Raw genomic sequence first — 12,814 nt, 5'->3', positions numbered from 1 at the left:
CACCAGAGTGGGCGGTCGCCGAGCCGGGTGGTCCGGGCATGAGGATGGAGGTTGCCGGTGAGTTCGTGGGACAGCGGCCTGGCGTACCAGGCGGTGCTGCGGGCGTTCGTGGACGGGGATCCGCTCGATCAGGCGGGAGGGCCCCTCGACGTCCGTGCGGTGGTGGCGGGCATCCGTACGGAGGCCAAGGACGGGTTCCTGCTTGAGGAGGTGCCCTGGGACCGCTTCCCCGAGGGCGTCAGCGTTCGGGAGAACATGGAGCGGCTGCGCTCGGGCGACGCCGTCCGCGGTTCCCTCGGCATGCTCATCGGCCTGTGCGCCAACGACATGAGGGCCGCAGCGGCGCCGACGGTGCCCTTCTTGATCCGGATCGGTACCGACCCGGAGGCCGACCACCGCGCCGAGGCTCTGGCGGTGACAGCCGAAGTGGCGCGCATGCAGCACCAGGGTGTGTGCACGCGTGCCGACATGCTGCGGTTCCGCGGCGATGACGAATGGTTCTTCGAGGTCACTGGCTACTTGCAGAACTGGTCCGTGCAGGCCGCCCGCAATGCGATCGCCGCGGACACCGATCTCATCCTGCCCCTGCTCGACGACCACGACCCTGAAGTGCGCATCGCCGCCGCCTACGCGCTGGCGGCCGCCTCTGCCCGCGCGCAGAACATCCACTCCGCATTCCACGCCCGCCTGCTCGCCGAACACGACCCGGCCGTACGCGCGGGCCTGGTACTGGCGATTGCGCAACTGGCCCGGGCGCACCAGGATTCGCGGACGGTGGTGTGGATGCGGACCTGCTGGCCCGACCCCGCACGGCCGCCCGAGGTACGCGTGAGCGCGGCACTGGGGTGGATGTGCCTCACCGACCTACCAGTCCCGGACGAACTGCGCTCCATGCTGGACGACTTCGCTATCCACGAGACAGCCCGGCTGATAGCGCCGCTGCCGTGGATGCGTGCGGCCGAGAACACCAACAGCAGCGGCTTGCACCGCTGCCTGTCCACCATGCTGCACCCCGACACACCTGACGCCGAAGACCGCTGGGACGACCCGTGGTCCTGACCGTGCCCCGGTCACCACCCGCAAGTCCGCGAACCGGGTAGCTGCCCCGCCCACACCGCAACTCAGTAGGGAATCGCCGCTCATCGGCCGGGCACGACGCGCGGAGGACCGACACGGCGCAAGCCCTCCACAGCCTCGGCCAGATGCTGACAAGGTCGGCCCCACCCCCTGCTCGATCAAAGTCACAGCATCCCGCAACGACTTCACCCGCAGACCGCGCGCGCCGGGGACGGGTATGGCACCGTGGACGCAGACGTGGTCCGTCACTCCCCCCGTGGTGGCGGACCACGCCTGTCTAGTGCCGTGGCCGAATAGGTCCACCGGGTTGAGGGCGTAGGAATCCGCTACACGCCTCCCCCTCGAAAATCCAGTGGTCACGATGGCTTGGGGCGCGAAGAATCCCTGGACATGACCCTGCTAACCCACTGGCCGCTTGCGGGCCTGCTGTTGACCACGCCGCGCCTGGAGCTGCGGTTGCCCAACCTGGATGATCTCGCCGCGTTGGCTTCGTTGGCCGCCGATGGTGTGCATGACCCGGCGGTGCAGCCGTTCACCGTGGCATGGACCGATGTCGGGCCCGAGCAGCGTGCTCGGAGTGTCCTGCAGTACCACTGGCGCTGCTGGGGCGAGTGGCAGCCGGGGAAGTGGGAGCTGAACCTGGTGGCCGTGCGAGACGGGATTGTGGTGGGTACGCAGGGCATCGGTGCCCAGGACTTTGCGGTCCGCCGCGAAGTGGGCACTGGTTCTTGGCTCGGCAGGGGCTATCACCGCCAGGGCCTGGGGACTGAGATGCGCGCGGCTGTCCTCCACCTGGCCTTCGCTGGACTCGGTGCACAGCACGCTGTTTCTGGGGCATATACGGATATGCAGCCTCGCTGGAGGTTTCGCGCAAGCTTGGCTATCGCGAGGACGGTATTGAGCGTCATGCCGTACGCGCGAAGCCCGCCGTGCTGCGCAGGCTCCGCCTCACCACTGAACAGTGGCAACAACACCAACTGGTCTCCGTGAAAATGGAAGGGCTGCCGGAGTGCCTGCCATGGTTCGGCCTGGCGTGACCGTGTAGCGGCTTGGAGATCATCCGGGTTGTCTGTTGAACGACGAGTCCATATTGGGGCGGCGTTGCAAGCCTCAAGGTGGGCGGCAGGAGCGATGCACCGGTCGACGTGCCACTCGTCGGACGGATCGCCGCCGGCGCACCCCTGCTCGCCGAGGAGATGGTCGAGGACGTCTACTCCACCCCGCCAGATTGTGGGCGACGGTGACTTGTTCGCCCTGACCGTGGTCGGCGACTCCATGATCGACGCGGCGATATGCGACGGCGACATCGTCACCGTGCGGAAGATGGACAGCGCCGACCACGGCGACATCGTCGCTGCTTTGCTGGACTACGAGGCCACTATCAAGGTGCTGCGCCGGCATGGCGGCTGGGTGTGGCTCATGCCGCGCAGCCCGTCGTACGCGCCGATCCCCGGCGACGAAGCGCAGATCCTCGTCAAGGTTGTCGGCGTCCTGCGCCTGCTCTGAGTGCGTTGTGGCAAACCGGATCTCGTTCGAGATGGGCGGCTCGGGTGATTATCCGAGAACACCTTCTCCACCAGCTCCTCGCGCTTGGCGCGCTCTTCCTCGTCGTGGTCGTACAGGAGCCCCAACTCCTCCGACTCCGCCAAAGGCCCTTCGCTCACCCGCATAGCCGCCGTACGCAACGTTCTGACCAGCAAGATGGGCAGCGTAAAGGCCCACGAGTCCCAAGTCCGCGGCCCGTTGGGCCAGATCAGCGGTGGCGTCGGGTCCGACGGTGGAGCTCTGCAGCAGGATCTGACCGCCGTGCACGCCCGACGCGGCAGCGGTGAGCGCGGCGGCGACGGACAGGCCGTCGTTGAGCATGGTCACGATGACATCCGCGCCCCGTACGGCTTCCTCCGCCGTCTCGGTGACCGTGGCGCCGTCGGCGGCGAGAGGAGCCGCCTTGGACCGCGTACGGTTCCAGACGCGGACGCCGAGTCCCGTCCGGAGCAGGCTCCGCGCCATCCCTGATCCCGTGATCCCGGTACCGAGGACGGCCACGGTCGGCCGCTTGCGGGTGACGTGGACAGGTGCACGTCATGAGAGCGTGGTCCCTTCGTGGGCCGTGCCCCGCGCCGGCGCGGGGCGGTGAGAGGTCAAAGTTGCCGCAATGCGCCGTCGAGCACGGCACCGTGCACCGCTCTGGCGAGTCGCGATCCCCACCGCGAGCGCGGGCCCGCGAACGGCTCCGCCGCCACTCCGGGTCGGCGATGGCGGGTTGGCCGAAGGGCGGCTCTCCAGTGGCGCAAGTGCGCGCGTCCAATATGTTACGTTTTGCGGAATTAAGTATCTGGCGGTAATCCCGACGCTGGTCGGGCTGCCGCACGCGGTCGCGCGCCATGTGCTGGGGCCGGCTCACGGAATCTGATCGTGGCGGCACCGCACGACTTGCCGCCTGGATCCTTGCCTGAGGGGAACCATGGCTGACGAGATATCCGCGACCCTGGAGGAAGGGTGGAGCGGCGAAGGGTGCCCGGCGAGTGCGTTTGCCCGGCGGTCGTTTCTGCACGGCGCCGCCGCAAGCGTGGCCGGAGCGGCGGGCGGGGCCGTCTTGGCCAGCGGTGCGGCGAGTGCCGACCCGATGGTCGGAATCAAGGCGGAACCGAAATCCCGTACGATTCCGTTTCATGGCTACCACCAGGCAGGCATCGCCACCCTGCCCCAGCAGGACGCAATTTTCGTCTCGCTCGACGTGACCGCCTCCAACCGCGCGGAACTCACCGACCTGTTCCGCACGCTGACCTCGCGAGCCCGCTTCCTCACGGCGGGCGGCAGACCACCGAAGGTGCCCCCGACCGCAGCGCCGTCGGACAACGGCATCATGGGACCCACGTTCGTGGCGGATGGTCTCACCCTGACAGTCGGAGTGGGCGCGTCCCTCTTCGACGACCGCTACGGATTGAGCAAGCGCAAGCCGGTCCAGCTCGTCAAGATGACGCCCTTCCGCCATGACGACCTGGACCCCGCGCTGAGCCAGGGTGACCTGCTGATCCAGATCTGCGCCGATCACCGTGACACGACGGTGCACGCATTGCTCGACATCCTGACCCACACCAAGTCCGCGGCAAAGCTGCGCTGGCGCATTGACGGCCAGCGCAATCCGGAGCGTCCCGTCGGTATCCGGCGCGACTGGTTCGGTTTCAAGGACGGAATCTCCAACCCGACCCTCTCCGACGAGACCCAGATGAATCAGGTGGTCTGGGTCCAGCCGAAGAGCGGCGAACCGGCCTGGGCCGCAGGCGGCACGTACCACGTGGTGCGTATCGTGCACTTCTTCATCGAGGCGTGGCAGAAGGTGCCCGTGGCTCAACAGGAGCGGATCTTCGGCCGCCGCAAGGCGAGTGGCGCTCCCATGTACGCCGTGGATGAGAGCGCCACGGATCTCCTCGACCCCATCTACACCAATGACCCGCAGGGCCTGATCACCGCGCTGAACTCTCACATCCGCCTCGCCAATCCCCAGACTCCGCAGACCGCGGCGACCAGCACGATCCTGCGTCGCAGTTACGACTACGACCGGAGCTTCAACCTGCCGGAACTCGACATGGGGCATGCATTCGTCTGCTTCCAGCAGGAGCTGAACACCTACATCGCCATGCAGACCCGCCTGGAAGACGAAGCACTGGTGCCGTTCATCAGCCCAAGGGGCGGGGGTTACTTCTTCGCGCTTCCCGGTGTTCGGGACGAGAAGGACTACTACGCCCGCGGGCTCCTGGCCTGATCCTTCCCTGCCACCGGGCCCGGTCCCGGACCCAACCATCGCAACGCGCACAGGAGGCGAGATGTTCTCTGCCCTGCGGACCCGAGCCGGCAGCGGCCGCCGGCCAACCGGCAGGACGCTCCGACCGGTACTCGCGGCGGGCATCGGGATCCTGTTGATCTCCTGTACGCCCGCCCCCTCAGTCCACAAGGACACCGCCTATGTGCCGGCCGCGCCCGCCCGCGCTGGTGCCAATGGTCGCGTGTATGTCACGAACCAGCAGGACAACACGCTCTCGGTGATCGACGCCGGCACCTACAAGGTCGTCGCCACCGTGCCGGCCGGCGTGGCGCCCGAAGGCGTCGCGGTCGCCAAGGACGGCAAACACGTGTACATCGCCAACAGCGGCTCGGCCCGGGTCTCGGTCCTCGACACCAGGAACAACAAGATCGTCAAAACCGTGACGGTCGGGAAGAGCCCCACCGGTGTCGGGCTCAGCCCCGATGGCAGGTCCCTCTACGTCACCAACGGCAGTTCGAACACCGTCTCGGTGATCGACACCCGAACCAACCGGGTGGCCGCGACCATCCCGGTCGGCAAGTCCCCTGTGAACGTGGCGTTCAGTCCTGACGGCCGTACGGCCTACGTGGCAAATTCCGGGTCCGGCAACCTGTCGGTCATCGACACCAGCACGCACCGAGTCGCCCGGAAGCTTTCCGCAGGGCACTCCCCGGTCGGCGTCGCCATCACCCCGGACGGCAAGTCGGCCTACGTCGCCGACGAAGTGGGAACGCGCGTCCTCGCCGTCGGAACCGGCACCCGCAAGGTCACCCCCGTGCAGGTCGGCGAGGGCCCCTTCGACGTGGCCGTCGCGCCCGACGGCCACCACGCCTACTCTGCCAATCTCGGCCCGGGAAGCGTATCCGTGATCGACATCCCCAATAACCGCGTCTCGGCGAACATTGCCGTGGGCCCTGTCGGCACCGACCCGTTCAACCTGGAGGTCACCAACGAGGCGATCTATGTCACGAATCAGGGAGCGGGCACCCTCGCGGTCATCGACCCGCATTCCCGCAAGGTCGTCGCGACTGTCACCCTCGGTGCCAGCCCCTACGGCGTGGCAGTGAGCTGAGCCCGCGGCAAGCCGGTTGCTGTCCCGGCGCGCCACAGCGAGCAGCCGCTCGGATCATCTGCGGGACAGCCCTTGGTCAACGGCCGTCCGGGACCGCCTGCAAGCGACCCGTCGCGTCTGGCCATGACAAGGACGACCTCGCCGCAGTCGACTACCTGAGGACGCCGCCGTCGTAGCCTGTGGGCCGACGGTCCGTTCCCGGCCCGCCTAGGGTCACCAGAGCAGTAGCAAGGCGGCAGTTAGTGCGACGGTCAGTGCGACGCCTGCTGCCAGTGGCCCCCCGGGCCGGCCGGCGGCGCGCAGCGTTCCTGCGGATGTCGGCTCCGGCGTTCCGGTAGCGCACTGCGGCGTGGGCCGGGCCGGCCGCTCCGCCAGCCATCCGCAGAGCTCCTGCGGCCAGTGACCGAGTTTGGCCGTATTCGATGAAATTGGCGACGATCCAGTCACTCTGCAAGCCTCCATCTGCAGCCAATTGCTGACGTCTACGGCGAGCATGATCCGCCCGTCCGCCGCAACGCGCCAGAATGGCTCCACCGGCTTCGAGTCGGTAGGCGACGCGGTTGGGGGTTCTGAGTCTGTGTGTCACCGGAGCTGGATCGGTTCAGCTGCGCCCCCGCTGAATCTTGCTTGTACGCAATTCGTTGTCAGCTACCCGTCGACCTGAATGGACCACTGGATCGTGACGAGCTCGATCATCGTCGGAGGAAGTAGCGGACTGGGCCGCGCACTGGCCCAGCGGTTCGCCGACCGTGGCGACACGGTCGTCATCACCAGCCGCACCACGGCACACGCCAACGCGGTGGCCGGCGAGATCGGCGGCCTGACCACAGGCCTGGCCGTTGACCTGTCGCGGCCGGAGACGATCGCCGCCGCGCTCGGCGATGTTCGCGCGGTCGACAACCTGGTGATCACCGCCGCCAAACAGGGCGTCAACTCCCTCGCAGACTTCGATATCGCCGAAGCCATCGAGTCCGTGACCACCAAACTGGTGGGCTACACCGAGACTGTGCGGGCCCTACGTGACCGGTTCAACCCCGGTGCGTCGGTCGTGTTCTTCGGGGGCCTGGCCAAGGAACGCCCCTACCCCGGTTCCACCATGGTGACCGCCTTCAACGGCGGCGTTACCGGCCTGGTGAAGACCCTGGCCGTGGAAATCGCACCCCACCGCATCAATGCGATCCATCCGGGCGTGGTGGGAGACAGCGCGAAGTGGCGCGACGCGCCCGAGCACCCCCACCTGGCGCGTACCCCTATCGGACGCCTCGTGACGACCGCGGAGGTCGTCGATGCCACCGACTTCGTCCTCCGCAACACCGGCGTCAACGCCCTGGACCTGTTCGTCGACGGGGGACTGCGCGTCACCTGACTCATCGCGAACCGGACAGCCACACCGACCAACGGCCGATCGAGCTCCGCAGGGGGCTCCTTCGGGGCCAGCGTCGGCCACGCATTGAGACGTTCGCTCACAGAGAGCCGCCCAGGCGCGGTTTTATGTCGTCGGCTGGAGGTGTCACGTCACCTGCCGCTGGCAGGCATGGGAAGAGGTAATCCTCGAAAGCGTCCGTGGCAAAGAGGAACGCGATCATCAGGCCGGGCATGAGCAGAGCGAGCAGGACCACAGGACCTCCCGGGGGATGGTCGGCCTGTGCAGCCGATGGTGCCGCTTCCAGGGTGAACCCGAATGGCGTAGTGCGCGGGCTACGGCCGAGGGCGGGCCGCCGGGCGCCCGTGCGCCTGCTCGGCAGCCCGAACACTCTCTTCCAGTGCCGCCAACAGATCCAGCGCCGGGGCGGGCTCCGTTTCGTGAAGGCGCACGGGATGCTCCTCCGTGGCCGCGTACAGCCTGATCGGCAGCGCGACCAACCCGAACTGGATCGTCCCGGACCACGTGGCCTTCATGCATCCAGGGTGATCCGCCAGCAGGTGGCGCGCATCCCGGTCGCTTTGGCTGAGCAAGTGGGGTGGAGTGTCCCTTCGCGCCGAACCCTGGTCGCATCTCATCGAACGTTAAGTGGGAACAAGCGCAGGGGCGGGTCCTCTCGGATCCGGTCCTGCGCTTCCTTCTGCCGATCACGCCTCAGTCGTAGTTGCAGATGACGTAGTCCGCCCCTTGCTGCTCGGCATGCGTGCCGGGGCCGCACTCCCGGTAGACGAATTGGCCGTTGACACAGGTATAGAAGCCCTGCCCTGCGGCCCACATCGCCCCGTCCCGGCAGCCGTAGCCGGGGTAGCCGTCTGACGTGCTGGTTGCTGCGGCGCTGATGCCGGACAAGGGGATGGCAGCCGCGCCGGCCAAGAGCAGGGCGGTGACGATCGAGCGAATCCGCACGGGGTCTCCCATTCTCATGAGGTCGGGAGCCACACCTATCGCGTGCCGACCTCTGTCACACCGTGGACCCGGTGCACCTGACCCGAAAGAGTGGCGCCCACCAACCTTCGGTGAGAATCACTGTCCCGTTGCGAATGATCTGGTCCGTACACCCAGCTGTGACCAGCCACGACCGGATCAACTGAGACGCCGGGGCGCCGAGAATCTCAGGTGATCCGGTCCGGGAACGCCGGACCAGAGTGATTGCTGCAGGGCCGTTCGGCTGCTCTCTCGTCGAGGAACGGTGCCGGGTACGGCATCGACGATTCCGGATCGGTGGCGTGTCACATGATGCCCATCGGCACCGGCAGTTCACTGCAGAAACCCATGCCACGGTGGGCTCGGTCCAGCGACTAGACGATGCGACGGAGTTGATCGGCGAACATGGGACGCGTCAGGACTCGGCCGTCGTGATCTCGACCGTCAAGCCGTCCGCAACGGTGCCCCCACCCTCGGGAGCACCGTTGGCGGTCAGGCCCTCCACCGTGTAGTCCGCACTGCGGATCGCGGACTCCAGACGATTTTGGAACGCTCCCAGATTCGAAAGCTGATCCGTGACGCTGCGGAGCGCGACATCAATCTTCGCGACGGAAGAGTTGGCGTCGACCACCGTCATGACATTGACCGGGCCAGATGCCTGGATGCTCCTTTGTTCCGCTAGTGGCTCACCCTGGCCGGCGTCCGCAGCGTCGGCTTCGCCGACGAACAGGGACTGGATGTTGGCGGCGAAGAGATTCACCGCGAGTGCCTCGTCGGTGTCTGCCCCCACGTGTACGCGCAGGGTCCAGGATGCCTGGGCGTCTGCGAGGGATGCCGGGTCCTTGATCTCGGCAGGGGCTATGCCCAGCTCGTCGGCGGCTTTCACGTTGGCCTCGGCGGAGGCATCGGTGAGCATCCGCATCCTGTTGATGGATGCCTGCTCCGCGATGCGGTCAATCTCGTCGGTCAGTTCGTCGATCTCGATCTGGATCGCTGAGCGGTCCTCCTCGCCGTACGTCCCGTTCGCCGACTGGATCGAGAGCACCCTTTGCCGCTGGAGGATGGTGGCGAGCTCGTCGAGATGGGCCTCGGTGGTCTGCACGAGGCTGACGACATGCGCAGCGGGGATAGCGATCGGCTGCGCGTCGGATCTGGTGGTGCTCTCGGTCTCAGCCGTCGTGCCGGACGTGTCCTCAGTCGCCATAGTCGTCCCTGCCTACTCAAGAGGTGTGGTCGAGGACGTGCTGTCCCCTGCGCCTCCCCCACCTCACCTACTCATCGTAGCGATTTGGTAACCCTCCGCATTAGCGCCCGGTCATGTCCACGACCGCCCGCGGGCGGAGGGTCAGGTGTTGGTACGCCAGGCGATGTCCGGTGGCGGTGAACGTGGTGAGTTCGGCCGCGCGCCCCGGGCCGACTTCACCACTACCGCTGATGTGACTGAGCGCCGTAGATGGCCCGTCTGGCCAAGTAGGCGCTCAGCCCGCCTGGGGGCCGCCCTCTCCGACCTGGCCCAGACACCACGAATGCCCCCACCAGGGGCGGTGAGGGTATCGGTCGCGTTCGGCGGGAGGCGGGGATTATCTGTGCTGGTCAGCCGCAACTTGTGCGCCCCCCAATTGAGTGACCGGCCGCCAGGTTAGGGGGCTAGGGGGTGTCCGACGGGTCGCTCGGAGGTGCCATCACTACCGAGCTGCAAGACGAGCTCGCCTCTAGGCACCTGGGGAAGGTTCAATGCCGGAGTGGTGGACTGGACACAGATGCGTGACTGCTGGTTCGAGGTTGATCGTGTTCCGGAGCTTTTGGAGCGGGTTGAGCACGATGCCGACACGGACGCGTGGAAGGAGCTGGGATGGCGGCTCGTCCTTGAGCACGACCTGGTTTCCCCGGCCAGTTTCGCTGCGCTGCCGCGCTTGGTGCGCCTTGCGCCTCGCAATGCGCAGGCGCGCGCCCTGGCGGGGGAGATCCTCGAGCGTGCGGCAGGGCACCATGGCTGCGACGATCTCTTGGCGGATTGCGCTGGCGCCATTGAGCAGTTCCGCGAAGTGCTGAACCGGCACCTGCGGTCGCAGCCGACCGACTACCTCGTATCCCTCCGCGCCCTGCTCTCTGCCGAGGAGGAGTACCACTGGGCGGCGGCCTTGGGCGACTTCAAGGATGACTTCTATCCGCTGATCTGTCCCCATTGTGACGCAAAGGTCACGATCGCCATCGGCGACTACGGGCGGTACTCCGCGATCCGGGACTGGGACATGGGTGACGTCGAGCGTTGCGACCTGCGTCCGGCGGTCGCCGAGGGACTCACCGGAACCGGCAAGTGGATGTACGAGATGGCTGTTCGCGATGGGCAGGAGGCGCTCGCCGAGGGAATCTCCTACCTCTTCGGTCATGCAGAATGCCCGGGCTGCGCCAGCATCTTCAACGTTGCGGACGAGTACACATCTGCCAACCGCCCGACCATGCGGTAAGGCGAATCCGATAGCTACGCGGCTGCCTTCTACGGGTGAAGCCACAGCCGGATCGCGGCAACGGTGACCGTTCCGTGGAAGACGTATGCCCGCTTGTCGTAGCGTGTGGCGATGGCTCGGAAGTTCTTGAGCCGGTTGATGGTCCGCTCGACTTCGTTGCGGCGTCGGTAGATCGTCTTGTCGAATCCCGTAGGCCGGCCGCCGTGACTGCCTCGGCGCTGGCGGTTAGCTCGCTGGTCTCTGGGTTCGGGGATGGTGTGCTTGATCTGGCGTCTGCGAAGGTGACGCCGGTTTCGGCGCGAGGAGTAGGCCTTGTCGCCCCCGATGTGGTCGGGCCGAGTTCGTGGGCGTCCACCAGCCTGTCGGGCACGCGGATCTCGTCCAGTACGGGAATCATCTGTGGTGCGTCTCCCCACTGGCCGGGCGTGATGACGAACCCAAGCGGGCGGCGGCCGCCGTCCCCAGCGAGGTGGATTTTGCAGGTCAGGCCGCCGCGCGAGCGTCCAAGGGCCTCATCGGAGCGGTGTCGCGCCGGTCTGCTTTGGCGGCCTGGAATTTTCGGGGCACGAGTGGGGGCGCCGGCCGCGTGCTGATGGACGCGGCAGGCCGTGGAGTCGACGCCAACCATGCTCCAGTCAATCCGGCCCTCCGCATCGGCGTCGGACTGGACGGCGCGCAGGATTCTTTCCCATGTGCCATCTGCGGACCACCTGCGATGACGGTCGTGAACCGTCTTCCACCTACCGAAGCGGGACGGCAGATCCCGCCAGGGCAGGCCAGTCCGCTGCCGGAAGAGAATCCCGTTGATCACACGACGGTGGCACTTCCAGCGTCCGCCCCGCCCGCGATTCGTCGGTAAGTGCGGCTCCAGCCGAGCTCACTCTTCATCCGAAAGGTCCCCCCGCCCCATGTCTCAGGGAACGAGCTTCTGGGCACGGCGTCACACGACCCATCGGACACCCCCTAACGCCCTTGGGATGGTCGGAAGACGTACTCGGGTCGCGGCCTGCAGCGGGTTCGACGAACACTTCCGACAGAATCCGGCCGGTCGGTAAAGCGTTCGAACAAAAGCCGGTGCTCAAGCGGATTCGCGGTGGCGACGAACAGGCTGTGGTTGACCATCGACCCGGCGCCGGAGCCGCGCGCGGCGACCCGGATACCCATCGCCCGGACGTCCGCGACGACCTGGGCGACCGCGAGGAAATAGCCCTCGTAGCCGAGCCGCCCGATGACGCCGAGCTCGTAGTCCAGCTGTCGTACGGCGGCCGCATCGGTGTCGAGGCCGCGGGCGGTCATACCGGCCTCGCAACGTTGGCGCAGCAGCCGCATCGCTCCACCCTGCGCACGGTCGGCGCCCACCACGTGCGGCCGGAAGTGCGGGGTGCCCAGCCCGAGATCGCGCACCGGGTCCACGGTGCACGAGGCCGCCGTCTCCTCGGTCTCGGCCAGCAGGGCCGCCGCACGCTCCAACCCGTGCCCGGCCGCCTCCGCGATCCGTACGGCGAGCGCGGTCATCTCCGCGGTCCCCTTCAGCCACCGCTCCCCGCCGTCCACAGCGCGCCGGTCGATCGGCCGCAGCAGCCGCGCCGCATCCAGCACATCCGCCAGCCGGTGCTGTCCGGGATCGGCGTAGCGCACCGCGTTCGAGACGACGACCGGGATCCCGAGCTGGTCGCCGAGCTGCACGGTGCGTCCGGCCAGCCGCAGCGAGCCCGCACCGGTGCCGGTATGGCCCAGGTGCACGGCCTCCAGGCGCAGGCCCGGCCCGGCGATCGCCTGCCACGGCGCCAGGAGGTGCTCTGCCAGATCTGGGCGGCTCGCCATGAGCGCGGCCACCGGCTCGCAGGCAGGACACGGCATGGCGGGTGGTACCTGCCAGGACTTCCACGACGGCGAGGCCAGAAGGAATCCTGGTGTAGGTCTCACCGGTGTCTGCGCGGCCCTGTTCTGCTGGACCGGCCGCAACCAGGACCTGTGCAATCTGCGCAGCGAGCGGCGCCGACAACGTCTGCGTGAGTGCGGTGTCGTGGTCGGTGGTGGCGGAG

At 67.4% G+C, this 12,814-nt stretch carries 11 protein-coding genes and 2 pseudogenes; 7 read left to right on the top strand and 6 right to left on the bottom strand.

What is annotated here, in order from left to right; translation table 11 throughout:
• Positions 1–57 precede the first annotated feature (57 nt).
• The 3 genes and pseudogenes from ACIQTP_RS44440 to lexA all read left to right on the top strand — a co-directional run.
• A complete protein-coding gene (locus ACIQTP_RS44440; RefSeq protein ID WP_403411270.1) occupies positions 58–1,059 on the top strand; it encodes a hypothetical protein in 1,002 nt (333 codons plus the stop codon).
• Between the two features lie 408 nt (positions 1,060–1,467).
• Positions 1,468–2,067, top strand: coding sequence for a GNAT family N-acetyltransferase (locus ACIQTP_RS44435; protein ID WP_402052587.1), 600 nt, complete (start codon positions 1,468–1,470; stop codon positions 2,065–2,067).
• Between the two features lie 155 nt (positions 2,068–2,222).
• Positions 2,223–2,583: pseudogene (lexA, locus tag ACIQTP_RS44430) on the top strand (transcriptional repressor LexA); the annotation flags it as partial.
• A 48-nt stretch (positions 2,584–2,631) separates the two neighbouring features.
• Here lexA and ACIQTP_RS44425 read toward each other — a convergent pair.
• Positions 2,632–3,087 (bottom strand): NAD(P)-binding domain-containing protein, encoded by a 456-nt coding sequence (locus tag ACIQTP_RS44425; protein WP_403411267.1) that lies wholly within the window; start codon positions 3,085–3,087, stop codon positions 2,632–2,634.
• A gap of 454 nt (positions 3,088–3,541) precedes the next feature.
• Between ACIQTP_RS44425 and ACIQTP_RS44420 the strand changes: the two genes are divergently transcribed.
• The 3 genes from ACIQTP_RS44420 to ACIQTP_RS44410 all read left to right on the top strand — a co-directional run bounded on the left by ACIQTP_RS44420 (position 3,542) and on the right by ACIQTP_RS44410 (position 7,320).
• On the top strand, positions 3,542–4,843 hold the full coding sequence (locus tag ACIQTP_RS44420) for a Dyp-type peroxidase (protein WP_403411264.1): 1,302 nt from the start codon (positions 3,542–3,544) through the stop codon (positions 4,841–4,843).
• Between the two features lie 61 nt (positions 4,844–4,904).
• Positions 4,905–5,954, top strand: a complete 1,050-nt coding sequence (locus ACIQTP_RS44415; RefSeq protein ID WP_067383805.1) for a cytochrome D1 domain-containing protein — start codon at positions 4,905–4,907, stop codon at positions 5,952–5,954.
• A 679-nt stretch (positions 5,955–6,633) separates the two neighbouring features.
• Positions 6,634–7,320 carry an SDR family NAD(P)-dependent oxidoreductase gene (locus ACIQTP_RS44410; protein ID WP_067383932.1) on the top strand — a complete coding sequence of 229 codons (687 nt, stop codon included), beginning with the start codon at positions 6,634–6,636 and terminating at the stop codon, positions 7,318–7,320.
• 332 nt (positions 7,321–7,652) lie between these two features.
• Here the strand turns inward: ACIQTP_RS44410 and ACIQTP_RS44405 are convergent, their stop codons facing one another.
• The 3 genes from ACIQTP_RS44405 to ACIQTP_RS44395 form a co-directional block, all read right to left on the bottom strand.
• The gene (locus ACIQTP_RS44405; protein WP_402052579.1) at positions 7,653–7,853 is read right to left on the bottom strand and encodes a hypothetical protein; all 201 of its coding nucleotides are present in this window, start codon (positions 7,851–7,853) and stop codon (positions 7,653–7,655) included.
• Between the two features lie 178 nt (positions 7,854–8,031).
• On the bottom strand, positions 8,032–8,301 hold the full coding sequence (locus ACIQTP_RS44400) for a hypothetical protein (protein ID WP_159064602.1): 270 nt from the start codon (positions 8,299–8,301) through the stop codon (positions 8,032–8,034).
• A 415-nt stretch (positions 8,302–8,716) separates the two neighbouring features.
• Complete coding sequence (locus ACIQTP_RS44395; RefSeq protein ID WP_403411259.1) at positions 8,717–9,505, bottom strand: adenylate kinase; 789 nt, start codon at positions 9,503–9,505, stop codon at positions 8,717–8,719.
• A 538-nt stretch (positions 9,506–10,043) separates the two neighbouring features.
• Here ACIQTP_RS44395 and ACIQTP_RS44390 point away from each other — a divergent pair.
• Positions 10,044–10,769, top strand: a complete 726-nt coding sequence (locus ACIQTP_RS44390; protein ID WP_391070835.1) for a hypothetical protein — start codon at positions 10,044–10,046, stop codon at positions 10,767–10,769.
• Between the two features lie 29 nt (positions 10,770–10,798).
• Here ACIQTP_RS44390 and ACIQTP_RS44385 read toward each other — a convergent pair.
• Together ACIQTP_RS44385 and ACIQTP_RS44380 are read right to left on the bottom strand one after the other, a co-directional pair.
• A protein-coding gene (locus tag ACIQTP_RS44385) for an IS5 family transposase (protein WP_403411375.1) occupies positions 10,799–11,640 on the bottom strand; the annotation gives its coding sequence in 2 pieces (ribosomal slippage) (positions 10,799–11,133 and positions 11,133–11,640; 843 coding nt in all).
• 182 nt (positions 11,641–11,822) lie between these two features.
• Positions 11,823–12,620 (bottom strand): annotated as a pseudogene (locus ACIQTP_RS44380) (DNA polymerase III subunit alpha); the annotation flags it as partial.
• Between the last annotated feature and the right edge of the window lie 194 nt (positions 12,621–12,814).

This window comes from Streptomyces sp. NPDC090798, from assembly GCF_044768965.1.
GTDB lineage: Bacteria > Actinomycetota > Actinomycetes > Streptomycetales > Streptomycetaceae > Streptomyces.
The sequence above is the reverse complement of the archived record's forward strand: the minus strand, read 5'-3'. Positions and strand labels throughout refer to the sequence as shown.

Bases quoted from the DNA above. Each gene is read 5' to 3' on its own strand.
- ACIQTP_RS44435 (WP_402052587.1), top strand. From the start codon at position 1,468: ATGACCCTGCTAACCCACTGGCCGCTTGCGGGCCTGCTGTTGACCACG.
- ACIQTP_RS44425 (WP_403411267.1), bottom strand. From the start codon at position 3,087: ATGGCGCGGAGCCTGCTCCGGACGGGACTCGGCGTCCGCGTCTGGAAC.
- ACIQTP_RS44420 (WP_403411264.1), top strand. From the start codon at position 3,542: ATGGCTGACGAGATATCCGCGACCCTGGAGGAAGGGTGGAGCGGCGAA.
- ACIQTP_RS44415 (WP_067383805.1), top strand. From the start codon at position 4,905: ATGTTCTCTGCCCTGCGGACCCGAGCCGGCAGCGGCCGCCGGCCAACC.
- ACIQTP_RS44405 (WP_402052579.1), bottom strand. From the start codon at position 7,853: ATGAAGGCCACGTGGTCCGGGACGATCCAGTTCGGGTTGGTCGCGCTG.
- ACIQTP_RS44400 (WP_159064602.1), bottom strand. From the start codon at position 8,301: ATGAGAATGGGAGACCCCGTGCGGATTCGCTCGATCGTCACCGCCCTG.
- ACIQTP_RS44395 (WP_403411259.1), bottom strand. From the start codon at position 9,505: ATGGCGACTGAGGACACGTCCGGCACGACGGCTGAGACCGAGAGCACC.